Source organism: Bradyrhizobium sp. MOS001 (genome assembly GCF_004634465.1).
Lineage (GTDB): Bacteria > Pseudomonadota > Alphaproteobacteria > Rhizobiales > Xanthobacteraceae > Bradyrhizobium > Bradyrhizobium barranii.
The window spans coordinates 1-26136 of sequence record NZ_SPVJ01000002.1; the positions used below are offsets into that span (position 1 = coordinate 1).

At 63.8% G+C, this 26136-nt stretch carries 28 protein-coding genes and 1 pseudogene; 15 read left to right on the plus strand and 14 right to left on the minus strand.

Annotation, left to right across the window (positions count from 1 at the left end):
* Positions 1-219 precede the first annotated feature (219 nt).
* Complete coding sequence (locus tag CT676_RS03405; RefSeq protein ID WP_135213876.1) at positions 220-780, minus strand: hypothetical protein; 561 nt, start codon at positions 778-780, stop codon at positions 220-222.
* A gap of 166 nt (positions 781-946) precedes the next feature.
* On the opposite strand from CT676_RS03405, the gene CT676_RS03410 reads away from it, so the two are divergent.
* Entirely contained in the window at positions 947-1246 is a 300-nt protein-coding gene (locus CT676_RS03410; protein ID WP_135213877.1) for a DUF1330 domain-containing protein, read from the plus strand.
* Positions 1247-1255: 9 nt separating this feature from the next.
* Here CT676_RS03410 and CT676_RS03415 read toward each other — a convergent pair whose 3' ends face one another.
* Entirely contained in the window at positions 1256-1516 is a 261-nt protein-coding gene (locus tag CT676_RS03415; protein ID WP_135213878.1) for a hypothetical protein, read from the minus strand.
* Between the two features lie 49 nt (positions 1517-1565).
* The gene (locus CT676_RS03420) at positions 1566-1847 is read right to left on the minus strand and encodes a hypothetical protein (RefSeq protein WP_063980388.1); all 282 of its coding nucleotides are present in this window, start codon (positions 1845-1847) and stop codon (positions 1566-1568) included.
* Positions 1848-2013: 166 nt separating this feature from the next.
* On the opposite strand from CT676_RS03420, the gene CT676_RS03425 reads away from it, so the two are divergent.
* On the plus strand, positions 2014-2412 hold the full coding sequence (locus tag CT676_RS03425; protein WP_071908668.1) for a metallopeptidase family protein: 399 nt from the start codon (positions 2014-2016) through the stop codon (positions 2410-2412).
* Between the two features lie 4 nt (positions 2413-2416).
* On the opposite strand, the pseudogene CT676_RS03430 reads toward CT676_RS03425, so the two are convergent.
* Positions 2417-3215, minus strand: a pseudogene (locus tag CT676_RS03430) (helix-turn-helix transcriptional regulator).
* 99 nt (positions 3216-3314) lie between these two features.
* Between CT676_RS03430 and CT676_RS03435 the strand changes: the two are divergent.
* The 4 genes from CT676_RS03435 to CT676_RS03450 all read left to right on the plus strand — a co-directional run bounded on the left by CT676_RS03435 (position 3315) and on the right by CT676_RS03450 (position 6173).
* Positions 3315-3884 carry a pyridoxamine 5'-phosphate oxidase family protein gene (locus CT676_RS03435; RefSeq protein WP_135213880.1) on the plus strand — a complete coding sequence of 190 codons (570 nt, stop codon included), beginning with the start codon at positions 3315-3317 and terminating at the stop codon, positions 3882-3884.
* A gap of 106 nt (positions 3885-3990) precedes the next feature.
* Entirely contained in the window at positions 3991-4596 is a 606-nt protein-coding gene (leuD, locus tag CT676_RS03440; protein ID WP_014490662.1) for a 3-isopropylmalate dehydratase small subunit, read from the plus strand.
* A gap of 80 nt (positions 4597-4676) precedes the next feature.
* The gene (locus CT676_RS03445; RefSeq protein WP_135213881.1) at positions 4677-5462 is read left to right on the plus strand and encodes a hypothetical protein; all 786 of its coding nucleotides are present in this window, start codon (positions 4677-4679) and stop codon (positions 5460-5462) included.
* 291 nt (positions 5463-5753) lie between these two features.
* Positions 5754-6173, plus strand: coding sequence for a hypothetical protein (locus CT676_RS03450; RefSeq protein WP_135213882.1), 420 nt, complete (start codon positions 5754-5756; stop codon positions 6171-6173).
* 51 nt (positions 6174-6224) lie between these two features.
* Here the strand turns inward: CT676_RS03450 and CT676_RS03455 are convergent, their stop codons facing one another.
* On the minus strand, positions 6225-7916 hold the full coding sequence (locus tag CT676_RS03455) for a caspase family protein (protein ID WP_135213883.1): 1692 nt from the start codon (positions 7914-7916) through the stop codon (positions 6225-6227).
* A 425-nt stretch (positions 7917-8341) separates the two neighbouring features.
* Between CT676_RS03455 and CT676_RS03460 the strand changes: the two genes are divergently transcribed.
* Positions 8342-9142 carry a Crp/Fnr family transcriptional regulator gene (locus CT676_RS03460; protein ID WP_167767950.1) on the plus strand — a complete coding sequence of 267 codons (801 nt, stop codon included), beginning with the start codon at positions 8342-8344 and terminating at the stop codon, positions 9140-9142.
* A 116-nt stretch (positions 9143-9258) separates the two neighbouring features.
* On the opposite strand, the gene CT676_RS03465 is transcribed toward CT676_RS03460, so the two are convergent.
* On the minus strand, positions 9259-10140 hold the full coding sequence (locus CT676_RS03465) for a CoA ester lyase (RefSeq protein ID WP_071908673.1): 882 nt from the start codon (positions 10138-10140) through the stop codon (positions 9259-9261).
* Between the two features lie 169 nt (positions 10141-10309).
* On the opposite strand from CT676_RS03465, the gene CT676_RS03470 reads away from it, so the two are divergent.
* Complete coding sequence (locus tag CT676_RS03470; protein ID WP_135213884.1) at positions 10310-10954, plus strand: carbonic anhydrase; 645 nt, start codon at positions 10310-10312, stop codon at positions 10952-10954.
* 112 nt (positions 10955-11066) lie between these two features.
* Here CT676_RS03470 and CT676_RS03475 read toward each other — a convergent pair whose 3' ends face one another.
* Positions 11067-12101, minus strand: a complete 1035-nt coding sequence (locus CT676_RS03475) for an aspartate-semialdehyde dehydrogenase (protein ID WP_063980378.1) — start codon at positions 12099-12101, stop codon at positions 11067-11069.
* 116 nt (positions 12102-12217) lie between these two features.
* On the opposite strand from CT676_RS03475, the gene CT676_RS03480 reads away from it, so the two are divergent.
* Both CT676_RS03480 and CT676_RS03485 read left to right on the plus strand, forming a co-directional pair.
* Entirely contained in the window at positions 12218-13006 is a 789-nt protein-coding gene (locus CT676_RS03480; RefSeq protein ID WP_135213885.1) for a hypothetical protein, read from the plus strand.
* Positions 13007-13163: 157 nt separating this feature from the next.
* Positions 13164-13550 carry a hypothetical protein gene (locus tag CT676_RS03485; protein ID WP_193560867.1) on the plus strand — a complete coding sequence of 129 codons (387 nt, stop codon included), beginning with the start codon at positions 13164-13166 and terminating at the stop codon, positions 13548-13550.
* A 73-nt stretch (positions 13551-13623) separates the two neighbouring features.
* Here CT676_RS03485 and CT676_RS03490 read toward each other — a convergent pair whose 3' ends face one another.
* Positions 13624-14262, minus strand: a complete 639-nt coding sequence (locus tag CT676_RS03490; protein WP_135213887.1) for a DapH/DapD/GlmU-related protein — start codon at positions 14260-14262, stop codon at positions 13624-13626.
* Between the two features lie 141 nt (positions 14263-14403).
* Positions 14404-15516: a 3-isopropylmalate dehydrogenase gene (leuB, locus tag CT676_RS03495; RefSeq protein WP_071908678.1), complete on the minus strand. Its 1113-nt coding sequence runs from the start codon at positions 15514-15516 to the stop codon at positions 14404-14406.
* 131 nt (positions 15517-15647) lie between these two features.
* On the opposite strand from leuB, the gene CT676_RS03500 reads away from it, so the two are divergent.
* A complete protein-coding gene (locus CT676_RS03500) occupies positions 15648-16850 on the plus strand; it encodes a YbfB/YjiJ family MFS transporter (protein WP_135213888.1) in 1203 nt (400 codons plus the stop codon).
* A 137-nt stretch (positions 16851-16987) separates the two neighbouring features.
* Here CT676_RS03500 and CT676_RS03505 read toward each other — a convergent pair whose 3' ends face one another.
* The 4 genes from CT676_RS03505 to CT676_RS03520 all read right to left on the minus strand — a co-directional run bounded on the left by CT676_RS03505 (position 16988) and on the right by CT676_RS03520 (position 20288).
* On the minus strand, positions 16988-17770 hold the full coding sequence (locus tag CT676_RS03505; protein ID WP_135213889.1) for a molybdopterin-binding protein: 783 nt from the start codon (positions 17768-17770) through the stop codon (positions 16988-16990).
* Positions 17771-17842: 72 nt separating this feature from the next.
* Positions 17843-18472, minus strand: coding sequence for a cytochrome b/b6 domain-containing protein (locus CT676_RS03510; protein WP_014490675.1), 630 nt, complete (start codon positions 18470-18472; stop codon positions 17843-17845).
* 183 nt (positions 18473-18655) lie between these two features.
* Positions 18656-19210 (minus strand): fasciclin domain-containing protein, encoded by a 555-nt coding sequence (locus tag CT676_RS03515; protein ID WP_014490676.1) that lies wholly within the window; start codon positions 19208-19210, stop codon positions 18656-18658.
* Between the two features lie 316 nt (positions 19211-19526).
* Positions 19527-20288, minus strand: coding sequence for an SDR family oxidoreductase (locus CT676_RS03520; protein WP_135213890.1), 762 nt, complete (start codon positions 20286-20288; stop codon positions 19527-19529).
* 95 nt (positions 20289-20383) lie between these two features.
* Here CT676_RS03520 and CT676_RS03525 point away from each other — a divergent pair, with 95 nt between their 5' ends.
* Entirely contained in the window at positions 20384-21913 is a 1530-nt protein-coding gene (locus CT676_RS03525) for a malonyl-CoA synthase (protein ID WP_135213891.1), read from the plus strand.
* Positions 21914-22105: 192 nt separating this feature from the next.
* Here CT676_RS03525 and CT676_RS03530 read toward each other — a convergent pair whose 3' ends face one another.
* Positions 22106-22966 (minus strand): sulfite exporter TauE/SafE family protein, encoded by an 861-nt coding sequence (locus tag CT676_RS03530; protein WP_014490679.1) that lies wholly within the window; start codon positions 22964-22966, stop codon positions 22106-22108.
* Positions 22967-23475: 509 nt separating this feature from the next.
* Between CT676_RS03530 and sdhC the strand changes: the two genes are divergently transcribed.
* The 3 genes from sdhC to sdhA are packed head-to-tail and all read left to right on the plus strand — an operon-like array spanning position 23476 to position 26114.
* Positions 23476-23874 carry a succinate dehydrogenase, cytochrome b556 subunit gene (sdhC, locus tag CT676_RS03535; RefSeq protein ID WP_085402948.1) on the plus strand — a complete coding sequence of 133 codons (399 nt, stop codon included), beginning with the start codon at positions 23476-23478 and terminating at the stop codon, positions 23872-23874.
* On the plus strand, positions 23871-24275 hold the full coding sequence (sdhD, locus tag CT676_RS03540) for a succinate dehydrogenase, hydrophobic membrane anchor protein (protein WP_028151915.1): 405 nt from the start codon (positions 23871-23873) through the stop codon (positions 24273-24275). The genes sdhC and sdhD overlap by 4 nt, the downstream gene beginning before the upstream one ends.
* Positions 24276-24278: 3 nt before the next feature.
* The gene (gene sdhA, locus CT676_RS03545) at positions 24279-26114 is read left to right on the plus strand and encodes a succinate dehydrogenase flavoprotein subunit (RefSeq protein WP_135213892.1); all 1836 of its coding nucleotides are present in this window, start codon (positions 24279-24281) and stop codon (positions 26112-26114) included.
* The last annotated feature ends 22 nt before the right edge of the window (positions 26115-26136 follow it).

The following is a 26136-nucleotide window of genomic DNA, read 5'->3' on the forward strand; positions in this document are numbered from 1 at the left end:
TGATTGCGGGACATCCCGCCCTCGATCGCGGACACGACACGCTTGCGAAGATCCAGAGAATAAGGCTTGCCCATCCATGCTGGCCTCCAACCCAGCCAGAATGGTGAATCAGAAACACACCGATTTGGGAATCCCAAATCGATTCAACCTAACCCCATCCTGCTTTAGGCCACACGAACAAGGGGCGCCGTCGCGGCGCCCTTTTCATTTCGATCGCGATTACCAATAGCGGTACGGATAGTGCCAGCGATGCCACCGGCAGACGCGGCGCGGACCGTAATAGGTCCAGATCACCCGACAGCGGCGCGGATAGTGGTAGTAGGGATAGTAGCCGCCGTAATAATAGCGCCGGTGGAAGTGACGATAGCCGTAATGCGGGCGATAGATCCCGTAGCGATGAAAACCGCCATAGTGGCGAAATCCGCCGTAGCGATAGCCGCCACCATGAAAGGCCGGTGCGGCGCGGAAGCCGCCGATATGGCCGCCCCGAAAGCCACCGCCGCGGAAACCGCCGATATGTCCTCCGCCGCCGTGGAAACCACCGCCACGAAAACCGCCGCCGCCGTGGAAGCCGCCACCATGTCCACCACCGCCGCCACCGTGGCGAACCTGGGTGATCATGTCGTCGCTTGCAGCCTTCGCCGCCGGCAACGGCGTCGGATTGATCGGAGTCATCGCTTCGGCACGTTGTGCAGTCCCGGCCGACAGCATCAGCGTGGCAACGGCCGCAAGCCCGAGCAAGCGTATCGAGCTTGTCCGAGCATCCAAGACCCTCAGCATGGAATTCTCCCTGAATCTGAACGGCAGCATTGCGGCGCAGCGTCGCTCGCATCGCTGTTCAATTGCAGTCGCTCCCAAGATTAAATTAGGGACAGCGACGTGAACGCCTTGTGAATGAACAAGCTTCCTGCCGAGGCGCCGTGCCACGACAAAAGGAATTCGAAAGATGACCGTCTACGCGATCGCGCAATTGAAGATGACGGACCGCGCGGCCAATGACCGCTATCAGGCGCGGTTCTTCGACGTGTTCAGAAAGTACAATGGACGGCTGCTCGCCGCCGACGAGCAGCCGCGCGTGCTTGAGGGCCCGTGGCCGTTCGACAAGCTCGTCATGATGTCATTTCCCGACGAGGCGGCGTTCCTCGCCTTCTCGAATTCGCCGGACTACGAAGAGATCTCGCGCGATCGCAAGGCGGGCGCGCAGGCAACCGTGCTGCTGGTCAGGGGATTTGCGCCGGCGGGCTAACGCGGCGCGTCACCACCACGGCCCGTAGCCGAACACGAAGGGTGCCGGCACGCCGTAGGGATAGGGACGATAGTAGATGGGCCGCGCATAATAATGCGGATCATGGGGCGCGGAGCGCCGCCCAACGTCATGGTGTCTTGCGTGCCGTCTCGCATCGAAAATCGCTGTCCCGGCCGAGGCATCCGACTTCGTCACACTCTGCGCGGTTGAAGCGCGAGGCAGACCCGCTGCGAGCCCGGCGACAACGGCCAATGCAATCCATCTCGTCATGACGAACTCCGCCCTCAAGATGCGGGCATCACGCGGCCGTTGAGGCGCGTCAGCCCCGCCGCCAGTAGCAGCTCATATGCGGCACGATCACCGTGCCGCTCGGCCGATATTCCTGCACATAGGTGGCGTTGCACTCGCGGACCGCATCGGGACCCGGATAGTAGCGCGGATAGACGCCGTCCGGAGCGTAGTAGGGCGTGACGCGCAGCCGGGCGGGCGGGCGCCTGCGCGGCGGAGGAACGTCGTCTGGCGAGGCCGCCTGGGCCAGCCTGACACCGGCGCCGGCCGTCTGGGCTTCCGCACCGACGCAAAATTGCGAAAACAACCCCATGCAAAGTAGAACCAGTATTGCTGTTCCCGCCCGCATCGCACCACCACCCACCTGAGCTATCCCCTTGAGGCGCCGTACGCTCCCCGTTTTCGCGCGCGGCGTCAACTCTTCGTAGCCTTCTATAAAGCCGGATGCATCGCCACGGAACCCGCGCTAAGAAAAGCCCATGTGGACGGAATTGAAAGCACCCTCGCTGGCTGAGATGGAAGCGACGGCGCACGACATCTTCGAGCGCCTGCCGGCGGAATTTCGCGGCCTCTGTGAGGGCGTGATCCTCCGTGTCGACGACTTCCCGACCGAGGAAGTGATGGACGAGATGGAATGCGAGAGCGAGTTCGACCTGCTCGGCCTGTTCCAGGGCGTCGGCCTGCCCCAGCAGAGCCTGGGCGATGTGGCGCGGCTGCCCAACATGGTCTGGCTCTACCGCCGGCCGATCCTGGATTACTGGGCCGAGCACGACGAGAGCCTCGGCCACATCGTCCGCCACGTCCTGATCCACGAGATCGGCCACCATTTCGGCCTCTCGGACGACGATATGGCGGCGATTGAGGCTCAGGCGGAGTAGGACGTCATCGGTTGCGTATGGTTGGCGCAGCGAGAAGCATCGTCAGTCGATAGTCGGACCAGCCCGCGAGAGACAGCGACACCTGCTGATAGTGCAGCAGTCCCATGGTCGGATGATCGAACGCACGCTCGCCGCCTTCGCGTGCCAGAACCCCCTGCGTCTCCCAGCAGCGTTCGAAGTCGGGGCTTCCAACTCTCAGTTCCTCGACGAGCCGGCGAATGTCCGGATCGTCGGAATAGGCTGTAACAGCGGCGCGGAATTCTGCGACGACGCGTTGCGCGCGTGGGGTCCAGTCGAGGATCAGTGTTCGCGCCTCGGGCCTGAGGAAGATGTAGCGCAGAAGATTTTTTTCGCCGTCAGCATCGAGCCATCCGGCAAACAACCGGGACGCTTTCGCATTCCAACGACGCGCGCCCCATGTGCGATCGAGAATGTAGGCCGGCCCATCGATCGCATCGACGCAGGCCAGCACCTCCTCAGGCGGATCATCGCTGTGGCCGGGACGCTCGGGATCGCGCTTGCCCCCAACTTCGAACAGATAGCTGCGCTCCGCTCGTGACAGGCGCAATCCGCGTGCGAGGCGCGCAAGTGTCGAAGCCGAGACGGAGACAACCCTGCTCGATCCACGTGTACCAGGTGACGCTCAATCCGCAGAGCTGAGCGACCTCCTCGCGCCGGAGGCCGGGCGTGCGCCGCCGTGCTCCGGCGGCGAGGCCGAATTCTGCCGGAGACTGGCGCTCCCGGAGCGCGCGCAGGAACGCGCTGAGCGAGAGAGCTGGAGCGATCGAGTCTGGTCCCTTCATGGTGGTTTTTATACCAGCATAAAGAACATTCTTAAACGGGTATAATCGGCATGCTAATTCTTTGCCGCTGCAGCGTCGCTGCGGAAAGGACGAGCGGGTATGGGCAGGCAATTCGCAAGGATCGAACCCGAGCACCGGGCTTTCATCGAACGGCAGAAGATCTTCTTCGTCGCGAGCGCCCCGCCGAAGGGACGCATCAACGTGTCTCCCAAGGGCCTGTCGTCATTCCGGGTGCTGGGAGAGAGCGACGTCGCCTACCTCGATTGCACCGGCAGCGGCAGCGAGACCCGTGCGCATCTGACCGCCTCCGACGACAAGCGGCTGACCATCATGTTTTGCGCCTTCGACGGCGCCCCGATGATCCTGCGGCTCTATGGCCACGCTCGATCGCTCATGCGCGGCACGCCGGAATATTCCGATCTCGTTCCTGACTTCGAGGACATGGCAGGCGCCCGCCAAATCGTGCGCCTCTCGGTCGACCTCGTGCAGACGTCATGCGGTATGGGCGTGCCGCTGTTCGACTACAGACAAGAACGCGGCAGCCTCGTGCGCTACTGGACGGCGCAGGGTGTCAACAATTTGCGAAAATACTGGGGTCTGAAGAACATGAAGAGCATCGACGGCCTGCCGACCGGCTTTGCCCCTGACAGCATGGCTCCGCCAGGCTGAAGACGAACCTCGATTTACGCCCCTTAGGCCTGCCGAATCCGGCCTAGGATTTGTGTGCCAACCGGGCTAAATAGCCCTCCCCTGACTTCAAACCGGGAAGCCTGAAATGGACAAGTTCACCACGCTGGAAGGCGTCGCGGCGCCGCTGAAGATCATCAATGTCGACACCGACATGATCATTCCGAAGCAGTACCTCAAGACCATCAAGCGCACCGGCCTTGGCAAGGGGCTCTTCTCCGAGCAGCGCTACAAGGACGACGGCAGCGAGAATCCGGATTTCGTCCTCAACCAGCCCGCCTATCGCAATTCGAAGGTGCTGGTCGCCGGCGACAATTTCGGCTGCGGCTCGAGCCGCGAGCACGCGCCCTGGGCGCTGCTCGACTTCGGCATCCGCTGCGTGATCTCGACCTCGTTCGGCGACATCTTCTACAACAACTGCTTCAAGAACGGCATTCTGCCGATCCGCGTCTCGCAGGAAGACCTCGACAAGCTGTTCGACGACGCCGAGCGCGGCGCCAATGCGACGCTGACGATCGACCTGCCGAACCAGGAGATCCGCGGCCCCGACGGCGGCAAGGTCAAGTTCGAGATCGACCCGTTCCGCAAGCACTGCCTGATCAACGGCCTCGACGACATCGGCCTGACGATGGAGAAGAAGGCCTCGATCGACACCTACGAGGAAAAGCTCAAGCGCGAGCGCGCCTGGGCCTGAGATCGAGCTCCAGTTCGAGCCCCGGTGCTGATAGCGCCGGGGCTTTTTCTTTGTCCTGATTAACCCCTAGACTGACGCGCATGCTGCCCGACATCGTCACCTTCTGGCACGGCCCGATGGACGCCCTGCGCCAGACCTGTCTGCGCTCGCAGCTCGCGGCCGGCCACAAGGTCACGGTCTACAGTTTCGACACCATTCCCGGCCTGCCCGCGGGCATCGGGAACGCGGACGCCGAGGCGATCCTGCCGCATGCGTTCTCCGAACGATTGCGACCGCCGCAGCCGGACGGAAGCTGGCGCGACTGGACCACGCTTCAGTTCAGCGACTTCTTCCGGATGAAGCTGATGGCGAAGAACCTCGGCCTCTGGCTCGATGCCGACGTGCTGCTGCTGAAACCCGTCGAGATCGATCCGGCAAAACCCTACTTCGCCTGGGAGCGGCCGCGCCAGCTCGGCAATTCCGTGATCTATCTGCCGGCGGAGCACGGCATCGTTGCCGCCTTCGAGGAGCTGATGGAGCAGGAGGAGCTGACGCCGAACTGGCTGTCGGTGCGCCATCGCATCACCTTCATGATGCGTCGCCTGCGCGGGGGCTCGAACCGTCTTTCGGACATTCGCGTCGCGATCTTCGGGCCGGCAGCGCTGACCGCGCTCGCGCGCCGCACCGGTGAACTACAGAACGCGCTGCCGAAGCAATCGTTCTACGCCGTGCATGCCGAGCCAAAACTGTTCTTCGATCCCTCGAGCTATCTCGGCCTTGTCACCAATCCCGAAATCATCGGCCTGCACATCTCGCCCAAGGGCCGCGGCGGCGAAAAGCCGATCCCGGGCAGCCTGTATGCGTGGGCGACGGAGCGGTTCGCGTAACCCAGTCCGCTACGCGGCGCTCTCCTGCCCCGGACGCAGCGCAGCGCCATAAGCGCGTTCACGCGCGTCTTCGACGCGCTATGGTGATGCGCTGCGGAGCCGGGGCCCAGAGATGCGGCGAGATGGGTCCCGGCTCTGCGGAGCGGCACTTCGCGCCGCACCGCGTCCGGGACACGAAACCAACCACCAACGCGCCACACTCCAACGCTTCCAAATTTGATCCAGCGCAACGCGCCTCTGCACCATTGTGCCTAATCTCGCTCCAATTCCGCCGCCCGAATGGAGCTTTCCATGAGCACCGCAAGCAGGCCTTATCCCATCGTCCAGGACCTCATCGAGTCCTTTGCCGCCTGGCTGAAGCATCGCCGCGAGATGAACGAGATGCGGCAGCTCGATCGCGCCGATTTCGACCGGATCGCGCAAGATCTCAGGATCGCACCTGACGATCTGGAGGAGCTGGTCCGTCACGGCAAGCATGCTGCCGACGAGCTGCCGAAAATGCTCGAGCAGCTCGGCATCAGCGCAGACAGGCTCGGTCGTGCGCAGCCGCTGCTGCTCCGCGACATGGAGCGCGTCTGCTCGCTCTGCAATCACAAGGGACAATGCGACCGCGATCTCGCCGAGGGCACCGCCGCGGAGAACTACCACGGCTATTGTGGCAATGCATCGACGCTGGAGTCGCTCGATCGGGCCGACGTCGCCCCGCGCTGACGCGTCGTCGGGATCGAAATATCAGTTCGGCCGGCGGAATGTCATCCTGTCCTAGATCGTGCCGTTTCGCGCGCATGCGTCGCGCTGGGCAAATCCTTTCACGAGCTTTCTGCACGCGCGATAGCGCTCTTCCATACTCGCTCCGCCGGCATGACCCGGAGGGCCAGGTTCGGCCGCGCTCTCTTTCTTGACTGCATGAGCTCGCGACGTTTTATCGCGTTTGGTCGGAGGTTCGGCATCCTCGGGCACCGGCACAAGCTGCCAGACTGGACGAAGCTCGATATTCGCGGTCTCTGACGGCTTCTCCTTATTGACGGAAGTCAGGGCAAGGACGTTCTTGTCCAGCTTGGCCGTAACAGGCGTCCCGTTGATGGAGAATTTATCGTTCGTAATGTACTCGGCGAACGATTTGTATCCCGCCACATCCTTCACCCATGATTGTTTCGTGGGCGGCCCCCAGAGGTAGTATCCTTTGGCCAAGCCCGTCGCGGAGACCTCCGTGACGATCAGCATGGCGTAGCGACCCTTGCCATTGGTCCACCCACGCTTGTTGGACCACACGCCGACAAACCTGGAATTGGCGTTAAGTGGATCGTTCTGATCGGACGAGATGGTGAAGCTCGGCAATTCGAGTTGCTGAGCTGCCGCGATGACAGAGATCTTTTTGTTGTCGTCGGGCGTAAATGGATTTCGTACGGCGCGCTTGGCATCAGCCTCCTGGCGTCCGCTCGCATCGGATTTCGGAGCAGCAGCCGGAGATGATAGCGCCGCAACTTCGCTGGCCTTGAGATCCTTGATTCGCTGGCGGGCTTCGGCAGCGTGGTCGCTGCGGGGGTATCTGGCGAGAAACTCCTCAAAGAGAGCTGCCACCGTCGACGTCCGGACAGCCTGCCAGAACTTCTCGTCTTCCGCAGGAGCTGCGGGCGCCGGAGTCGATGCAGCTGGTGCCTGAGCGGCGACGGCAGGGGCCTTGAGGTAAATCTCTTCCTTCGACAAGGAGCCATACACGAAGGGCTGCTGTTCGCGCCTGGTTGCCGCCATCACGTCGTCACGAACCCGACGAAACAGAAACGATATCTCCAGGCCGGGTGTTTCGATGTGGCGAAGCAGCGACGTCGTGAAGGGGCTATTCCGGCCATCGCCGTCGCTCGCCGTGGTGCCGTCCCGGGCGGCATACGCGATCAGGACGTTGTCGGACGGCTCCGTCGGCGCGAGCCCGCGAGCCACGGCCCGGGTGCTCAACGAGCGCTTCATCTTCGCGGCAAAAGGGTTGTTGCGGCACGCGTCAAGTATCACGAGGCCCAACTTCCGTGCCTTCGAAACCTGAAGGCTCACCGAACGCAGGCTGATCGCCTCGCTTTCGGCGTCGGTATCGCTGCGCAGCTCTGCGCTGATTGGGATCAGCCAATTCTCGCCGCCGACTTCCATGCCGTGCCCGGCGTAGAACACGACGGCGATGTCGGACATTTCGGCGGATCGGCCGAACTCAACGACGGCCTTCCTCATCTCTTGCGCGGTGGCGTTCCTGACTTGAGTGACCTTGAAATCCAGCCGCTCCAGCGCGCGGCCGATGTCGGCCGCATCGCGAGTCGGGTTCGGCAGCTCGGGCACCTTCTCGTAGGCGCCATTGCCGATGACAAGCGCAACCCGCGCCTGCGCAAGGGCGGGCTGAGCAGACAAAAGCGATGTGACGAGAAAGACAGCTGCCCCAAAAAAACGCATCAATAGATTGCCCGAACCCACCAATGGCTTCGAGGGTAGCACCCCTGTTCACCACCGCAACGGGAAAAGCCGAGATCATGGACTTCGGCGAAACGGCCGTTGTCGGGACGCGCCGACGACGAGCGGCCGAAGATGCTGGTACAGTTCGGCATCGGCGCGGAGGCGCCCGGGCCAGGGGCAGACTCCCGCGCTGCCACAACCATCACTGGTCGATCAGCACATGTGTCACCTCACCGAGTGGCAAAGAGCGTCAATAGTATGATGTATGCAAGGCCCTGTTTGCGCGGCGAGGATGCCGGCAAGGTCTCCGCAATTGTCCGTGCTTGATCTCGACGAATGGCTCTGTTTGGATGGTTCCCCTTCGGCAATTCGTATTCCGGATAATCATGGCAAACGAAATAGATGGTTACCGTCGTTCGTTGGGTGCTCGTTCACAGGAAAGCGCCATGACTGTCCACCGCACGGGCGTCGGGAATCGACTATTGGCGGCGTTGCCGCCGGCGGATCTCGGTTTGCTCACGCCCTACTTCCAGAAGGTCTCGTTCGAACCCGATGCCATCCTGGTGCGGTCGGGCGATGAGCTCGACCCGGTTTATTTTCCCCATAGCGGCGCCATCGCCTTCATGATCGATATGCCGGACGGGCAAACGGTCGCAACCACCTTGATGGGACGGGAAGGCGCTTTGGCCTCGTTCTCCGTGCTCGGCCCGTCGCTGTCATCCGTGACCGCGATTGCTCGGATCGCCGGCACGGCATCGCTGATTTCCGCCGCCAAGTTTCGCGCGGCCTTTGCGCAAAGCGCCGCCATCAGGAACGTCGTGCAAGTCCACGCCCGCGCGGTGTTGTTGCAGCTCCAGCACGTCGCCGCCTGCAACGCGCTGCACCGGGTCGATGGCCGCATGGCGCGGTGGCTCCTGCAGCTGCACGACCGCGTTCCCGATGACCGGCTTCCGGTGACGCACGAGGCGCTTGCGCAATTGCTTGGGGTGCGACGGACGACAGTGACCCTGACGATGAGCAAGCTGCGCGATGCCGGCGCCGTCCCGTCCGACCGGCGCGGGTTTGTCGAGATCCATCGGGCGCGGCTCGAGAAGGTCGCATGCGATTGCTATGCGCTCATGCAGCGCAAGATCGATCAGATGTATTGCCAGGAATTGGCGGCGCCGCAGCCTGTCGATGCGCCGTCCCGCGAAAGCGCCATCGTCGCGGGTGACGAATCCAGAGCCGCTTCGCGGGCGGGAAAATAGGCGATTGGGACTGACCGCCGCGATGACCGCATGGGTCACAAGCGGCAGTCCTCTTGACGTCGAGAAGATGTCCGCCTGGCGGGGAAAAGCGGATATCGCTTCTTCGAGTTGACGCCTCAGCCCTTGCTCATCGCTGCGATCGCGTCCGCGATCTCGATCGTACGCCGCGCCATGTCGGCGTGCAGACGCTCCACCATTGCGCCATCGAGCCGGATCGCGCCGCGCGAAACGTTCTCCGGCAGCTCGAATGCCGCGATGATCTTTCGCGCGCGCGCGACTTCCTCTTCGGGCGGCGTGAAGATCGCGTTGCAAGCCTCGATCTGCGACGGATGGATCAGCGTCTTGCCGTCGAAGCCGAGGTCGCGGCCCTGTGCGCATTCGGTGGCAAAACCGTCGGAATTGGCAATGTCGCTATAGGGGCCGTCGAGGATCTCGAGGCCGTGGGCGCGCGTCGCCAGGATGCAATGGGTGATCATCGGGATCATTGCCGCGCGACCCGGCAACATCTTGATGCGCGTCTCGCGCGAGATGTCGTTCGGGCCGAACACGAAACCGGAGAGGCGCGTCTTGGGATCGCGGCCCGCGGCGGCCAGCTCCTCGGCATGAAGCACGGCGCGCGCGGTCTCGATCATCGCCCAGACCTTCACCGTCGGCGCGGCGCCGAGCTCGGCAAGGCGAGCGCCGATCGCCTGGAGATCCTCGATGCTTGAAACTTTTGGAACCAGAATGCCATCGGGCGAGGCCTTGGCGGCCATCGCGACGTCATCGGCCCACCAGGGCGTGTCGAGGCCGTTGGTCCGGATCAAAATCTCGCGCTTGCCGAACCCCTTGTCCGCGATCGCAGCGGCGATGCCGTCACGCGCCACCCCTTTGAGGTCGGGGGCGACGGAATCTTCCAGATCGAGGATCAGGCCGTCGGCGGCGAGATTTCGCGCCTTTTCCAGCGCGCGAGGGTTGGAGCCAGGCATGAACAGATGGCTGCGGCGCGGGCGGGTCATGCGAGCATTCCTTCCAGTTTCCTCGGGTGTATTCTGGAGCATGATCCGGGAAAAGTGTGCGGCGGTTTTCCGAAAGGATCATGCTCAAACAACAAGCCAAGCCGATAGCATCTGGCCTGCCTATTCGAAAGGCTTGTTCGCCCCTCTGGTCTATGGTTAGGCATAGGCCATGATCACATTCCCGAAGCATTTGCTGGAAGGCTACAAGGCCTTCGCCACCCAGCGGCTGCCGACCGAGCAGAGCCGCTATAGCGAGCTGTCGGTGAAGGGGCAGTTCCCGGAAGTGATGGTGATCGGCTGCTGCGACAGCCGCGTCTCGCCCGAGGTGATCTTCGACGTCGGCCCGGGTGAACTGTTCGTCGTCCGCAACATCGCCAATCTGGTGCCGGTGTATCAGCCCGACGGCAATGCGCACGGCGTCTCCGCAGCGCTGGAATATGCCGTGACGGTGCTGAAGGTGAAGCACATCGTCGTGCTCGGGCACGCGCAATGCGGCGGCATCCGCGCCTTCGTCGACAAGATCGAGCCGCTCACGCCGGGCGACTTCATCGGCAAATGGATGCAGATGTTCATCAAGCCGGGCGAAGTGGTCGAGCAGCGCGACCACGAGACCATGGCGCAGTTCGTCGAGCGCATCGAGAAGGCCGCGGTGTTCCGCAGCCTGGAAAACCTGATGACGTTTCCGTTCGTGCAGAAGGCGGTGGACTCAGGCCAGATGCAGACCCACGGCGCCTATTTCGGCGTCGCGGAGGGGTCGCTGTTCGTGCTGGACAAGGTCGCGAAGGAATTCAAGAGCGTGCGCAACGCGGCTTGAATTCGTAGGCTGGGCAAAGGCGCAACGCGCCGTGCCCACCACTTCTATCGCAATCGGGGAGAGATGGTGGGCACGGCGCTTCGCGCCTTTGCCCACCCTACGGTAGCGTGCGTTACGCCGCCTTCTTCTTCGCGCTGATCAGCTTGCGGTTGATCAGCACTTCCGCGATCTGGATGGCGTTGAGCGCGGCGCCCTTGCGAAGATTGTCGGACACGCACCACAGCACGAGGCCGTTCTCCACCGTCGCGTCCTCGCGGATGCGGCTGATATAGGTGGCGTCCTCGCCGGCGGCTTCATAGGGCGTGGCGTAGCCACCGGGCTCCTGCTTGTCGATGACGAGGCAGCCCGGCGCCTTGCGCAGGATGTCGCGTGCCTCGTCCGCCGTGATCGGATTCTCGAACTCGATGTTGACGGCTTCGGAGTGGCCGACGAACACCGGCACGCGCACGCAGGTCGCGGAGAGCTTGATCTTGGGATCAAGAATCTTCTTGGTCTCTGCCATCATCTTCCACTCTTCCTTGGTGTAGCCGTCCTCCATGAAGACGTCGATCTGGGGGATGACGTTGAAGGCGATGCGCTTGGGGAATTTCTTCGCGATCAGCTCGCTGTTGGTGTAGACGGCCTTGGTCTGCGAGAACAATTCGTCCATCGCATCCTTGCCGGCGCCCGAGACCGATTGATAGGTCGAGACAACGACGCGCTTGATCGTCGCCTTGTCGTGCAGCGGCTTCAGCGCGACCACGAGCTGCGCGGTCGAGCAGTTCGGGTTGGCGATGATGTTCTTCTTCTTGAAGCCCGCCGTCGCGTCCGCGTTCACCTCGGGCACGATCAGCGGCACGTCCGGATCCATGCGCCAGGCGGAGGAATTGTCGATCACGACCGTGCCGGCGGCGCCGATCTTCGGCGACCATTCCTTCGACACCGAGCCGCCCGCCGACATCAGGCAGATATCGACATCGGAGAAGTCGTAGTGCTCGAGCGCTTTGACCTTCAGGGTGCGGTCGCCATAGGAGACCTCGACGCCGACGCTGCGGCGTGACGCCAGGGCCACGACCTCGTCCGCGGGGAATTTGCGCTCATCGAGGATGTTGAGCATTTCCCGTCCGACATTGCCGGTCGCGCCGACGACTGCGACTTTGTAACCCATCGTTCACTCTCCGATGAAAAAGCCCGTTCCTGAAGCTGACGCTTAAACAGGAAGAGCAGCGCTTCTATGCGAGAACCGGCCTCAAGACAACGTTGGACCATGCCTGAAGGCCGTGGATGCAGTCGCCAGAGGCCAGCACGGCCGCAACCCCTACCCAGATCCATCTGGCGCTCGCAGCCCTCGCCGACGAAATCGTCGGCACGCTGGCGCGCCTGTTCGCCTATGTGGGGACGCTGGTCCTGTTTGCCATCCTCGCCCTCGCCGCGCTCGACCAGCTGCCCAGCCTGCGTGACGATGAGCCGGCCGAGAAGCCGGGGTGGAGCGTGGCCGATCGCTCGCAACCGGCGTTCGCCCTCAGTCGGCTCGATTCATCAGAAAAAACAGCCTCTTACGTCATTCTCAGGCATCCCGAAGGCGGCCGTAGGGACGTGATGCGCTGGACCGGCGAGGCGGACAAGCCCGTGGCGGAGCTCGAGATCTACCGCGAAGGCGGCGAATTCGACGTGACCCGCCCGGCGACAGCGGACCTGGCGGTCCACATGGGCCTGGGGGAAGCAACGCCGCTCGAGCAGGCCGGCCTGATCGACACGAAATTCGGTCCCGTCGCCCTGTTCCGGCCCACCGGCACGGCGGAGGCCGCGCGGGCGTGCCTCGGCTACCTCAAGCGCAGCGAGGAGCCGGCGCTCCAGATCTCCGGCTTCTCCTGCCAGGGCGATACCCTGCCCGCCCGGCGCGCGGCGATCGCCTGCACGCTGAACCGGCTGACGCTCCTGACCTCGGGCAACGAGCCGAAGCTGGCGGACTTGTTCGCCCATGCGGAGCTGAAGCGCCGCTCCTGCGCTCCCCAGGGTTCGTCGGACTGGCTGCTGGGCGCGGCGAACGCGCAATTGCGCGGGGCGCTCTAACCGGCATCAAGGTCAAGTGGCTGGTATTGATGCAACTTTTGCCAGCGCGCACGATTATTCCGAGCTGGTGTGACCCAATAGACCTAGTTGCGGCCACCCTTGCCGGGCTAGTATGGGGATGAAATCGATTGGCGGCTTGCCGCCTGAAGGGGACGTGATGAGCTCGAATTTCTCCGCCGCGAACAAACTGGCGATATGGCTTGCGGCCGGCGCCGTGGTTGCCATGTCCTCAGCCCTCGCGACTCCCGCCTCGGCCGACACCAAGAAGCAACGTTACGACAACAGCCGGCCCTATTACGGTCCGAGCGGCCCCAACGCGGTCTATCAGCAGGGCCGCACCCGCCTTTATGTGAGCAAGCGCTCCTGGCTCGACGGCGGCACCGAGGTCAATCCGGGCGACCGCAAGTTCTCCGACTACGCTTTCCCGCCGGCGATCGGCTATCCGACCTTCGCCCGCGAGAACAACAACCGCCCGATCGATCGCCAGCCGCTGAGCACGCCGGCCGACGTCGGCGGTTATCCGCGGAATTTCCCGCTGTACTGAGCGGAATGATCGACCGAATCAAAATGGCCGGGCTCACGCCCGGCCATTTTTGTTTGTGAGAGATACGTCCGCTTCAGGCGTTGGCTGCCGGGTCGTAGCGCCTGCAAAATTCTTCGATCGCCTCGGAGCGGAAATCGCCCAGGCGCTCGAAGATGAGTTCGTCCGGCCAATCCCACCAGGCAATGCGGCGCAGGCTTGCCGCGACCGAATCGTCAAAGCGTTTGCGGATGGCACGCGCGGGAACGCCACCGACGATCGTGTAGGGCTCGACATCGCGGCTAACGACCGCGCCCGCGGCAATCACCGCCCCGTCGCCGACCGTGACGCCCGGCAGCAGGATGGCGGCGTGCCCGATCCAGACATCGTTGCCGACGATGACGCGATCTCCGCGACGATCCGCAAAGAAGTCGCGGTCACGCGTCGCACTCGCCTCGTAATATTCCGGGACATAGGTGAAGCGATGCTGGGACGGACGGCCCATCGGATGATTGGGCGCGCCGATGCGCACCGAATTGGCGATGGCGGTGAATTTTCCGATCACCGCGTCGGCGACCTCACAGTTCTCGCCGAGATAGGAGTAGTCGCCGAGCGCGGCATATTCGATGCGGGTGTTGGCGAGGATTTCGCAGCGGCGCCCGATCTGCGCCTCGCGCTGGCGGACCGTTTCATGGATGATGGTTTCCGCGATCTTGGGGCGGGGCGAGGCATCCATGAGTTGGCTTCCCTGACGTCGTCGGCAGAGCCGTAGGGTGGGCAAAGGCGCGTAGCGCCGTGCCCACCATCTCCCGGCAATCGCGATCGAAATGGTGGGCTCGCTATCGCTTTGCCCACCCTACGATTGCGGTGTTTGTGGCTACGCGTGCAGCTTCTGCAATTCCTTCAGGATCGCTTCGCCCATCTGCGTGGTCGAGGCGGCCGTGGTGCCTTCCGACTTGATGTCGGCGGTGCGCAGGCCGCTCGCCAGCACCGCGGCGATCGCGGCATCGACCTTGTCGGCGAGATCGCCCATGTCGAAGGAATAGCGCAGCGCCATGCCAAAGGACGAGATCATCGCGATGGGATTCGCGAGGCCCTTTCCGGCGATGTCGGGTGCCGAGCCGTGCACGGGCTCGTACAGCGCCTTGCGCTTCTTGCTCTTCACATCGACCTCACCGAGCGAAGCCGAGGGCAGCATGCCGAGCGACCCCGTCAGCATTGCCGCGATGTCGGAGAGCATGTCGCCGAACAGATTGTCGGTGACGATGACGTCGAACTGCTTCGGCGCCTTCACCAGCATCATGCCGCCGGAATCGGCGAGCTGGTGCTCGAGCGTGACGTCAGGATATTCGCGCTTGTGGACCGCCGTCATGACCTCGTTCCAGAGCACGCCCGACTTCATGACGTTGCGCTTCTCCATCGACGTCACCTTGTTCTTGCGCTTCCTGGCAAGCTCGAAGGCGACGCGGCCGATGCGCTCGATCTCATAGGTGTCGTAGACCTGGGTATCGACGGCACGCTTCTGGCCGTTGCCGAGATCGGTGATGGTCTTGGGCTCGCCGAAATAGACGCCGCCGGTGAGTTCGCGCACGATGACGATGTCGAGACCCTCGACCGCCTCGCGCTTCAGGCTGGAGGCATCGGCCAGCGCCGGATAGCAGACGGCGGGACGGAGGTTGGCGAACAGGGCGAGATCCTTGCGCAGGCGGAGCAGGCCGGCTTCGGGGCGCACCTCGTAAGGAACGGCATCCCACTTCGGGCCGCCGACCGCGCCGAAGATGATGGCGTCGGCGGCCAGCGCCTTGGCCATGTCGCCCTCGGAGATCGACACCTTGTGGGCGTCATAGGCGGAGCCGCCGACGAGTCCGGTATCGGTCTCGAATTTGGCGATCCCTGCCGAATTGAGCCAGTCGATCAGCCGCTTCACCTCGCCCATCACCTCGGGGCCGATACCGTCGCCGGGGAGCAGCAGCAATTTGTGGGTCGCCATGGTCGTTTCCTCTGAGATCGAATTCGGCCGGAGTGCTAGAGCGGCGTTGCGCGCTTGGCAAGACACCATTGCCGCCTCGCGGCTGTGCAAGGCCCGCAGGGCCTGCCACACTGGGCGTGCCGGAGTATCCCTTGCGCGCCCCTGATCGTCCCCCGCCCGACGCACATCCCGCGCGGCTGATCCTGACCCTGTCGCTGGCGGCGACGGTCGGGCTCGGCATCGGCCGCTTTGCCTATGCGCTGGTGCTGCCCGATATGCGGGAGGACCTCGGCTGGTCCTACTCGGCGGCCGGTTTCATGAACACCATCAATGCCGTCGGCTACCTCGCGGGCGCGCTTGTCGCGTCCCGGCTGATCCAGCGTGTCGGCTGGTCGGCGGCGATCCGCGGCGGAACCCTCGCCTGCGTCGCCGCGCTCGCCACCTGCGCGCTGACAGGCAATTTCGTTGCGCTGAGCCTCGCACGCCTCGTGCTGGGCTTAGGGGCCGCGGCCGGCTTCGTCGCCGGCGGCGCGCTGGCCGCGGCCATCGCGCAGTCGCGCCCGGAACGGGCCAATTTCCTGCTCAGCCTGTTCTATGCTGGGCCCGGCATCGGGATTCTCGCCTCGGGGCTGATCGCCCCGTTCACGCTGCAATATTTCGGGCCGGGCTCGTGGTGGCTGGTGTGGTGGGCGCTGACGCTGCTGTCGGTCGTGATGACCGTGCCGCTGTTCCTGATCCGCATCGAGAGCGGAGTGCGTTTCTCGGAAGGCAGCCACGCCACCTTCGCGATTTTGCCCGTGCTGATCTATCTCGCCGGCTACTTCCTGTTTGGCGCCGGCTACATCGCCTACATGACCTTCATGATCGCCTATGTGCGCGACGGCGGCGGCGGCGCCGCGGCGCAGGCCGCATTCTGGAGCCTGATCGGCCTCAGCGCCTTCGTCACACCCTGGGTCTGGCGCGGCGTGCTGGCGCTCGACCGCGGCGGGCTCGCCACCGCGATCATCCTCGGCACCAACGCGTTAGGTGCGGCCTTGCCGATGCTGGGGCATTCGCCGGCGTGGCTTGCGGTCTCGGCAGTGGTGTTCGGCGTCGCCTTCTTCGCCGTGGTCGGCTCGACCACGGCCTTCGTGCGCTTCAACTACCCGCCGGAGGCGTGGCCAACCGCGATCGCGGCGATGACGATCTCGTTCGGCGTCGGCCAGACGCTGGGGCCGATCGTGGTCGGCGCGATCACGGATGCGCTGGGAAGCTTGAGTTACGCCTTGAATGTGTCGGCGGCGCTGCTGGCGCTGGGGGCGGTGGCCGCGTTGTGCCAGCGCAAGGTGGGGCCGGCCAAGCAATCGGTGCCGTAGGGTGGGCAAAGGCGCAAAGCGCCGTGCCCACCATGACCGTTGTCGCGGATACAGCATTGGTGGGCACGCTTCCGCCTTCGCTCTTCGAGCTATGGCGGACAAGTCGCTTTGCCCACTCTACGGCAGCGGGGCTGGCGTCAGCTCCCGCTGAACGAATTGTACCCCTGGTCTTCCCAATAGCCGCCCTTGTAGTCGTTGGTGACTTCCATCGAGACCACGTATTTCGGGTTCTTGAAGCCGAGCTTTGTCGGCACGCGGATCTTCATCGGGAAACCGTAGGCGCGCGGCAAAATCTCGTTCGCGTATTTGAACGTCATCTGGGTCTGCGGATGCAGCGCGCTGCGCATGTCCAAGGGCGAGTTGTAGCCATCCTTGTCGGCGCACTGGAACCAGACGTATTTCGCGCGGGTATCGGCGCCGATCAGCTTGAGGAAATCGCGGAGCGGCGTGCCGGTCCAGCTTCCGATCGCGCTCCAGCCCTCGACGCAGATGTGGCGGGTGATCTGCGTGACCTGCGGCAGCTTGTAGAGCTCGTCCAGCGTCCAGGACTTCTTGTTGTCGACGAGGCCGCGCACCTCGAGCTTCCAGTCCTTGCCGTCGACATCAGGCGCGTCGTCGAGATCGTAATAGGCGTTGAACGGGAACGGTTTCGTAATCGCGCTCTCGGGGAAGGTCGGCGCCAGCGCGTCGGGATTGAACATCCAGGCCTGCACGGCGTCGTTGAACTTCGAGACCTTCGCGAGCAGGGTATCGGCCGACGAGGAATCGACGACGTCGCAGCCGGTGAGCAGCGTCAGCGCGCCGAGGCTGGCGCCGCCGGCGATGAAGCGGCGGCGGGTGAAGTCCGGCATGGACTTGATGGAGTCCTTGATCAGCAGCCGCTTGTCGACGCCGGGGATGAGGAATGAGCGCTTGGCCATAACGGGTCTCACATATTTATCTTGAGCATGATCTTGTCGGAAAACCGGTTCCCACTTTTCCGGATCATGCTCTCAGCGACCAATGATCATCGCGCGCAGGCTCTTTGGCACCAGCAGCGCGAGCAGGACGTGAATGACGAGGAAGGCGCAGATCGCGGCCATGCAGAAGAAATGGACGTAGCGCGCGGTCGGATAATCGCCGAACAGCATCACGAGATAATAGAGCTGCACCGGCTTCCACATCGACAGGCCCGACAGCACGATCAGCACGCCAACCACGATGATGCCGGCATAGAGCAGGCGCTGCACGTAATTGTAGACGGTGAGATCGTCGTGGCCGAGCTTGAAGGTCAGCGCAGCCCTGACGTCGTGGAGCACGCCGGATGGCGTGATCGGCAGCAGCTTCTTGCGGAAGCGGCCGGTGGCGAAGCCGGTGACGAGATACGCGAGGCCGTTCACCATCAGCAGCCACATCGCCGCAAAGTGCCAGAGCAGGCCGCCGCCGAGCCAGCCGCCAAGCGTGTATTCGCGCGGAAAACTGAAACCGAACAGCGGCGAGGCGTTGTAGATCTGCCAGCCCGACAGGATCATCAGGATCATGGCGACCGCGTTGGTCCAGTGCATGACACGGACCCAGGCCGGCTGGATCACTTTGGCGGGGGTGGCGCTGACCTGCTCGTCGCTGACTGTGAGGCTCGACATGATGGTTCCGTCCTGAAGGTCGTCTGACACCGAATATACGCCGATACTTCCGCTTTCGTTACGCCCCCGCACGACGGCGAATCGAGTCTGCGGGCGACCTTGGTCACAATAAAGCGAGCCGGGTGCCCCCGGCTCGCCGTCTCAAAGCATCCTGTTCCGGGGATGAAACAGGGGTGGGCGGTGTTACGTCGCCGGCATCAGCACGGTATCGACCACATGGATCACGCCGTTCGACTGGTTGACGTTGGAGATCGTCACCATCGAAGTGCCGCCCTTGGCATCGACGATCCAGACCTTGCCGTCCTGCTTCTTCACGGTCAGCTCCTCGCCTTCGGCGGTCTTCATCTTCTTGCCATCGGTGAGGTCGGAGGCCTCGAGCTTGCCGGGCACGACATGGTAGGTGAGGATCTTGGTCAAGGTCGCCTTGTTCTCGGGCTTGACCAGGTTGTCGACGGTGCCGGCCGGCAGCTTGCCGAAGGCGGCATTGGTGGGCGCGAACACCGTGAACGGGCCCTTGCTTTCCAGCGTCGGCACCAGGCCGGCGGCCTTCACCGCCGCGACCAGCGTGGTGTGATCCTTGGAGTTGACGGCGTTCTGGACGATGTTCTTGGACGGGAACATCGCGGCGCCACCGACCATGACGGTCTTCTCCTCGGCGCGGACAGGCGCGACGACGGTCGCGGTGATGGCCAGGGCGCTGAAGGCGGCGGCGGCGAGATAGGCAATACGCTTCGACATGGAGAGTCTCCCGATTGGATTGTGACCGGCAATGGCCGGCATTTGCGTTGGGGCAACAACGGCGCCTGCGACCTTTTGGCGTGAAGCAGCAGTGCCGTCGTTGGACCGAACTACGGGAGGGTTCGCGATGGGGTTTCGGGAAATAATTTATCGTGATGCGTGAAACTAAGCGGGGGTACGTTCGTGTGTGAGCGAGCGCGCCACACATCTCAGGAGCCGTAGGGTGGGCAAAGGCGCGCATGCGCCGTGCCCACCATCTCTCCGCGATTGAGGATAGGTATGGTGGGCACGCTTCGCTTTGCCCACCATACAAGGCTCAATCCCTGTTGTTCGGCGTCTGAATGAATCCGCGATTATGCGTCGGGCTGATCAGGAGCTCGTTGATGCAGACGCGCGGCGGCATCGATGCGATGAACGCGATGGTGCGGCCCAGATCTTCCGATTGCAGCATCTTGGCCTGCTCCTCCTCGCTCGGCACCACCGGGCGCAGCTTCAGGATGGGAGTAGCCACCTCGCCCGGCATCAGGCAGCAGGCGCGCAGGCCGTTAACGCATTCGTCCATGTTGAAGGAATGAGTCAGCGCCAGCACCGCATGCTTGGTGGTGGTGTAGGCCGGGCCCGGCATCTTCGAGACGTGGCGGCCGGCCCAGGACGAGACGTTGATGATCGAGCCATCCTGCTGCTTGCGCATCGTGGGCAACACTGCGCGCATGCAATACAGCACGCCGTTGAGGTTGACCTGGACGAGCTTGTCCCAGCCCTCCAGTTCCATGTCCTTCCAGCTCCGCTTGGGGACATTGATACCGGCGTTGTTCACGAGCAGGTCGATGCGGCCGTGCTTCGCGACGATTTGATCGGCCGCCTTCTGGGCTTCGGCGGCGTTGGACACATCGAGCGCAATGGCCTCGGCCGCCCCGCCTGCCTTGGCAATCCTGGCAACCACGGTATCCAGGGCGTCCTTGCGGCGGCCCGAGACCACGACTATCCAGCCGTCGGCCGCGAGCGCCTCGGCGCCGGCCTCCCCGATCCCGCTGCCGCCGCCCGTCACCCAGGCCACGCGTTTCCCGTTTTTGGTCATGCAAACTGTCTCCGTTGCTTCATTGGGGCGGTTTTTGCTAATCCAGCCCTCGGTTTTGACCGGCCTTGTTTGCCTTGCGGTCGAGGAAATCTTGCATGAACCAAGCTGCCAACGCCAACCTGTTTTCCCGCCTGTTCGACGGTCTGGACGATCCCAAACGCCTCGCGGTCGAGACGCAGGACGGCGGCCGTATCAGCTATGGCGATCTGATCGCGCGGGCCGGGCAGATGGCGAACGTGCTGGTCGCGCGCGGCGTGAAGCCCGGCGACCGCGTCGCGGTGCAGGTGGAGAAATCGGTCGCCAATATCGTGCTGTATCTCGCCACCGTGCGGGCCGGCGCGGTCTATTTGCCGCTGAACACGGCCTATACGCTGAACGAGCTCGATTACTTCATCGGCGATGCCGAGCCGTCGCTGGTGGTCTGCGATCCCTCCAAGGCGGAAGGCCTCGCCCCGATCGCCGCCAAAGTGAAGGCCAAGGTCGAGACGCTCGGGCCCGACGGCAAGGGCTCGCTGACGGAAGCAGCCGACAAGGCCAGCAGCGAATTCGTAACCGTCTCACGGGCAAACGACGATCTCGCCGCGATCCTCTACACGTCGGGCACCACCGGCCGCTCCAAGGGCGCGATGCTGACGCACGACAATCTCGCGTCGAACTCGCTCTCGCTCGTCGGCTACTGGCGCTTCACCGACAAGGACGTGCTGATCCACGCGCTGCCGATCTACCATACGCACGGCTTGTTCGTGGCGACCAACGTGACGCTGTTTTCGCGGGCGTCGATGATCTTCCTGCCGAAGCTCGACCCTGATCTCATCATCAAGCTGATGGCGCGCGCCACGGTGCTGATGGGCGTGCCGACCTTCTACACGCGGCTGCTCCAGAGCTCCGCGCTGTCGCGCGACACCACAAGGCACATGCGACTGTTCATCTCGGGCTCCGCGCCGCTGCTCGCCGAAACCCATCGCGAATGGTCGGCGCGCACGGGACACGCGGTGCTCGAGCGCTACGGCATGACCGAGACCAATATGAACACGTCGAACCCGTATGACGGCGAGCGCGTGCCCGGCGCGGTCGGCTTTCCTCTCCCCGGCGTCTCCGTGCGCGTGACCGAGCCCGAGACCGGCAAGGAGCTGCCGCGCGACGAAATCGGCATGATCGAGGTGAAGGGCCCGAATGTCTTTAGGGGTTATTGGCGCATGCCGGAGAAGACCAAGTCGGAATTCCGGCCCGACGGCTTCTTCATCACCGGCGACCTCGGCAAGATCGACGACAAGGGCTACGTCCACATTCTCGGCCGCGGCAAGGATCTCGTGATCTCCGGCGGCTTCAACGTCTACCCCAAGGAAATCGAGAGTGAGCTCGACGCCATGCCCGGCGTGGTCGAGTCCGCCGTGATCGGCGTGCCGCATGCCGATTTCGGCGAAGGGGTCACGGCGGTTCTGGTCTGCAACAAGGGCGCCGACGTCACCGAAGCCGCGGTGCTGAAGGCACTCGACGGAAGGCTGGCAAAGTTCAAGATGCCCAAGCGCGTCTTCGTCGTGGACGAGCTGCCGCGCAACACCATGGGCAAGGTACAGAAGAACGTGCTGCGCGATACGTACAAGGATATTTACGCGAAGAAGTGAGTGGGGGAGCTCTGCTCTCTCGCCGTCCTTGCGAGGAGCCTCTACCCGGTACGCTGTCATGCCCCGCGAAGGCGGGGCATCCAGTACGCCGCGGCCTCTGGGATCAATCACCGGCGCTGGTGGAATACTGGATCGCCCGCCTTCGCGGGCGATGACAGCGGAGGATGTGGCGCGGAGTTCAGCCGAAGCCGTTCACTGCCCGCCCACCAAGCTCATCACGAACCGGCTTCCGACGATAAACAGATAGCACCCGAACGCCACCTCCAGCGTTCGCTTCGACATCGCATGCGCGGCTCTCACGCCGAGCGGCGCTGTCACGAGGCTCATCGGCATCACCAGCACGGCGCCGATCAGCGAGACGTAACCGAGCGCGAACGGGATTTGCAGCGCTGCGACGGCTGGATAGGTCGCCGCGGCCGGCCAGCCGGCATAGATGTAGCCGAGCGCGCCGGGGATCGAGATCAGGACCGCGAGTGCCGACGAGGTCGCCACTGCCTGGTGGATGGGCCGGCCGTAGAACGTCATCAGCAGGTTCGAGAACAAGCCGCCGCCGATGCCCATCAGCGTCGAGAGGATACCGACGCAGAAGCCGTAGACGCGCATCAGCGGGCCTTTGGGCAGATCGTCGCCGAACTTCCAGCCCTCGCGCGCGAAGATGAGCCGCGCCGACGCGGAATAGGCGACGCAGACGAACACGATCTTGAACAGCTTCTCCGGCGCGTAACGCGCGATGACGCTGCCGGCGACGACGCCGATCACGATCGGCAGCCACCACACGCGCAGGATCGACATGTCGACGGCGCCGCGCTTGTAGTGCGCCTGGAACGAACGGATCGAGGTCGGAATGATCACCGCGAGCGAGGTGCCGATGCAGAGCGGCATGCGCACTTCGAGCGGCACGCCGGCGATCCGGAAGCATTCGTAGAACACCGGCACGAGAATCGCGCCGCCGCCAATGCCGAACACGCCGGCCAAGAATCCCGAGAGCGCGCCGGTCGCGATCAGCAACAGCGCGAGCTCGACGATCTCCTTGATATCAAGACCTGCAATCACCCCTGACCTGCCCCGGCGACTGGTCGCAACTTCTCCGAAACATGCGTTCGGAAAGCTGCGTGCGGAGCTTTAGGCGATCTGATTCTCGCGGTCGACACGCCACGTCTTGCGGCTGGGGTGGAATGCAAGGTGCGCATATCCGGACAGGGGTCAAACCGGGCCCGGGCGGGAGCGGGTTGGTGCCGTCCGAACGGCGTTAGCGGCCCAAAAGACCGGCGCCGGGCAGGTTTGGACGGCATGGTCCGTTTAGAGGCGTTCCAATAGCAATTTCAACGCGCATCGGTCCCTTCAGAACAAATGAATCTACATTCTTTTTTTCGTTGGCGGACAGAAGTGCTGGTATACCAAGCCACTGATTGGCCTTGCATCATCAACGCTCTAGAGCTGAACCGCGGTTCGATTTATGGCGATTTGGTGATTGCGCAGGCGAAATCGACTCCGTAAATAGAGCCGACCTTTCGCGATCCCCGCGTGCCCCCTGCTGGGGCCGCAATAAACATCAAAAGCCCATGACCGCACGGATCGAACGACCGCTTTCCCCCCACATGCAAGTCTACCGCTGGACGCTAACGATGGCGCTGTCCATCGTCCATCGCGCCACCGGTATCGCGCTCTACGTCGGAACCCTGCTGCTGGCCTGGTGGCTGATCGCGGCGGCTTCCGGCCCCGCCGCCTATTCCCACGTCCAGGCCTTCACCGGCAGCATCATCGGCCGGCTGATCGTGTTCGGCTACACTTGGGCGCTGATGCACCATATGCTGAGCGGTATCCGGCACTTCGTGTGGGACCTCGGCTACGGCTTCAAGGCCAATGAGCGCGAGGCCCTGACCTGGGGCGCGCTGATCGGCGGCATCGTGCTCACGGTCCTGATCTGGATCATCGCCTATGCGATCGGAGGCGGACGATGAGCGCGACCGATACGCCCAAGCGCAGCATGCGCACCCCGCTCGGCCGCGTCCGCAATCTCGGCGCGGCGCATTCGGGTACGTCCGATTTCTGGCGCCAGCGCATCACCGCCGTCGCCATGACGCTGCTGATGATTCCGGTGCTCGTGATCATCATGATGCTGCTCGGCCGCAACCAGGCCGGTGCTGCACAGATCCTCGGCTCGCTGCCGATCGCGGTGATCCTGCTGCTCTTCATCGCCGCCAGCGCCTGGCACATGAAGATCGGCATGCAGGTGGTGATCGAGGACTACGTCCATAACGAGAAGCTGAAGCTCATCTCGATCATGCTCAACAATTTCTTCTCGATCGCTGTGGCGCTCGCCTCGACCTACGCGATCCTCAAGCTTTCATCCGGAGTGTAACCCATGGCCACAGCGACGAATGGCAAGGGCAACGGCGCTCCCGCCACCAACGGCAAAGCCTATCCGATCGAAGACCACACCTATGACGTCGTCGTGGTCGGCGCCGGCGGCGCGGGCCTGCGCGCCGTGGTCGGCTGCAGCGAAGCCGGTCTGCGCACCGCCTGCATCACCAAGGTGTTTCCGACCCGCTCGCATACGGTCGCGGCCCAGGGCGGCATCTCGGCTTCCCTCGGCAACATGCACAAGGACGACTGGCGCTGGCACATGTACGACACCGTGAAGGGGTCGGACTGGCTCGGTGACCAGGACGCGATCGAATACATGGTGCGCAACGCGCCCGAGGCCGTCTACGAGCTCGAACATTGGGGCGTGCCGTTCTCGCGCACCGAGGACGGCAAGATCTACCAGCGCCCGTTCGGCGGCATGACCATGGACTACGGCAAGGGCCAGGCGCAGCGCACCTGCGCCGCCGCCGACCGCACCGGCCACGCCATGCTGCACACGATGTACGGCCAGTCGCTGCGTCACGCGGCTGAGTTCTTCATCGAGTTCTTCGCCATCGATTTGATCATGGACGACCAGGGCACCTGCCGCGGCGTCATCGCGCTCAAGCTGGACGACGGCACGCTGCACCGCTTCCGCGCCCAGACCGTGATCCTGGCCACCGGCGGCTACGGCCGCGCCTACGCGTCCTGCACCTCGGCACACACCTGCACCGGCGACGGCGGCGGCATGGTGCTGCGCGCCGGCCTGCCGATGCAGGACATGGAGTTCGTGCAGTTCCACCCGACCGGCATTTACGGCTCGGGCTGTCTCGTCACCGAAGGCGCGCGCGGCGAAGGCGGCTATCTCGTCAATTCCGAGGGCGAGCGCTTCATGGAGCGCTATGCGCCGTCCGCGAAGGACCTCGCCTCGCGCGACGTCGTTTCGCGCGCGATGACCATCGAGATCCGCGAAGGCCGCGGCGTCGGCAAGAAGAAGGACCACATCTTCCTGCATCTCGACCATCTCGATCCCGCGGTACTGGCCGAGCGCCTGCCGGGCATCTCCGAATCCGCAAAAATCTTCGCCAATGTCGACGTGACGCGCGAGCCGATCCCGATCGTGCCGACCGTCCACTACAACATGGGCGGCATCCCCACGAACTATCATGGCGAAGTGCTGACCAAGCGGGATGGCGACGACAACGCCATCATCCCCGGCCTGATGGCCATCGGCGAAGCCGCCTGCGTCTCCGTGCACGGCGCCAACCGCCTCGGCTCCAACTCGCTGATCGACCTCGTCGTGTTCGGCCGCGCCGCCGCTTTGCGTCTTGCCGAAAAGCTCACGCCCAACGCCAAGCAGCCGGAGCTGCCGGCGAACTCGTCCGATCTCGCCCTCGGCCGCCTCGACCATTACCGCTACGCCTCCGGCGGCACGCCGACCGCGAAGCTGCGCGAGGGCATGCAGCACGTGATGCAGAACAATTGCGCGGTGTTCCGCACCGGCGACATCCTGAGCGAAGGCCAGAACCTGATCGAGAAGGTCCACAGCGGCATCACCGACATAGCCGTGTCCGACCGCTCGCTGGTGTGGAATTCCGACCTGATCGAGACGCTCGAGTTCGACAATTTGATCTCGCAGGCGGTGGTGACGATGGACTCCGCCGCCAACCGCACCGAGAGCCGCGGCGCCCACGCCCGCGAGGACTTCTCCGCGCGCGACGACAAGAACTGGATGAAGCACACGCTGGCCTGGCTCGACGATGCCGGCAAGGTCAAGATCGAGTACCGCCCCGTTCACGACTACACCATGACCAACGACGTGCAGTACATTCCGCCCAAAGCTCGCGTTTACTAAACGTCGCGCGTGTACTGAACGA

Excerpts from the sequence above, each read along its gene's own strand:
- CT676_RS03510 (WP_014490675.1), bottom strand. The coding sequence starts at position 18,472 with ATGTCGAGCCTCACAGTCAGCGACGAGCAGGTCAGCGCCACCCCCGCC.
- CT676_RS03490 (WP_135213887.1), bottom strand. The coding sequence starts at position 14,262 with ATGGATGCCTCGCCCCGCCCCAAGATCGCGGAAACCATCATCCATGAA.
- CT676_RS03525 (WP_135213891.1), top strand. The coding sequence starts at position 20,384 with ATGAACCAAGCTGCCAACGCCAACCTGTTTTCCCGCCTGTTCGACGGT.
- leuD (WP_014490662.1), top strand. The coding sequence starts at position 3,991 with ATGGACAAGTTCACCACGCTGGAAGGCGTCGCGGCGCCGCTGAAGATC.
- CT676_RS03420 (WP_063980388.1), bottom strand. The coding sequence starts at position 1,847 with ATGGGGTTGTTTTCGCAATTTTGCGTCGGTGCGGAAGCCCAGACGGCC.
- CT676_RS03515 (WP_014490676.1), bottom strand. The coding sequence starts at position 19,210 with ATGTCGAAGCGTATTGCCTATCTCGCCGCCGCCGCCTTCAGCGCCCTG.
- leuB (WP_071908678.1), bottom strand. The coding sequence starts at position 15,516 with ATGGCGACCCACAAATTGCTGCTGCTCCCCGGCGACGGTATCGGCCCC.
- CT676_RS03415 (WP_135213878.1), bottom strand. The coding sequence starts at position 1,516 with ATGACGAGATGGATTGCATTGGCCGTTGTCGCCGGGCTCGCAGCGGGT.
- sdhC (WP_085402948.1), top strand. The coding sequence starts at position 23,476 with ATGACCGCACGGATCGAACGACCGCTTTCCCCCCACATGCAAGTCTAC.
- CT676_RS03405 (WP_135213876.1), bottom strand. The coding sequence starts at position 780 with ATGCTGAGGGTCTTGGATGCTCGGACAAGCTCGATACGCTTGCTCGGG.
- CT676_RS03485 (WP_193560867.1), top strand. The coding sequence starts at position 13,164 with ATGAGCTCGAATTTCTCCGCCGCGAACAAACTGGCGATATGGCTTGCG.
- CT676_RS03505 (WP_135213889.1), bottom strand. The coding sequence starts at position 17,770 with ATGGCCAAGCGCTCATTCCTCATCCCCGGCGTCGACAAGCGGCTGCTG.
- CT676_RS03480 (WP_135213885.1), top strand. The coding sequence starts at position 12,218 with ATGCAGTCGCCAGAGGCCAGCACGGCCGCAACCCCTACCCAGATCCAT.
- CT676_RS03460 (WP_167767950.1), top strand. The coding sequence starts at position 8,342 with ATGACTGTCCACCGCACGGGCGTCGGGAATCGACTATTGGCGGCGTTG.
- CT676_RS03475 (WP_063980378.1), bottom strand. The coding sequence starts at position 12,101 with ATGGGTTACAAAGTCGCAGTCGTCGGCGCGACCGGCAATGTCGGACGG.
- CT676_RS03450 (WP_135213882.1), top strand. The coding sequence starts at position 5,754 with ATGAGCACCGCAAGCAGGCCTTATCCCATCGTCCAGGACCTCATCGAG.
- sdhA (WP_135213892.1), top strand. The coding sequence starts at position 24,279 with ATGGCCACAGCGACGAATGGCAAGGGCAACGGCGCTCCCGCCACCAAC.
- CT676_RS03435 (WP_135213880.1), top strand. The coding sequence starts at position 3,315 with ATGGGCAGGCAATTCGCAAGGATCGAACCCGAGCACCGGGCTTTCATC.
- CT676_RS03425 (WP_071908668.1), top strand. The coding sequence starts at position 2,014 with ATGTGGACGGAATTGAAAGCACCCTCGCTGGCTGAGATGGAAGCGACG.
- CT676_RS03520 (WP_135213890.1), bottom strand. The coding sequence starts at position 20,288 with ATGACCAAAAACGGGAAACGCGTGGCCTGGGTGACGGGCGGCGGCAGC.
- CT676_RS03410 (WP_135213877.1), top strand. The coding sequence starts at position 947 with ATGACCGTCTACGCGATCGCGCAATTGAAGATGACGGACCGCGCGGCC.
- CT676_RS03465 (WP_071908673.1), bottom strand. The coding sequence starts at position 10,140 with ATGACCCGCCCGCGCCGCAGCCATCTGTTCATGCCTGGCTCCAACCCT.
- CT676_RS03445 (WP_135213881.1), top strand. The coding sequence starts at position 4,677 with ATGCTGCCCGACATCGTCACCTTCTGGCACGGCCCGATGGACGCCCTG.
- sdhD (WP_028151915.1), top strand. The coding sequence starts at position 23,871 with ATGAGCGCGACCGATACGCCCAAGCGCAGCATGCGCACCCCGCTCGGC.
- CT676_RS03470 (WP_135213884.1), top strand. The coding sequence starts at position 10,310 with ATGATCACATTCCCGAAGCATTTGCTGGAAGGCTACAAGGCCTTCGCC.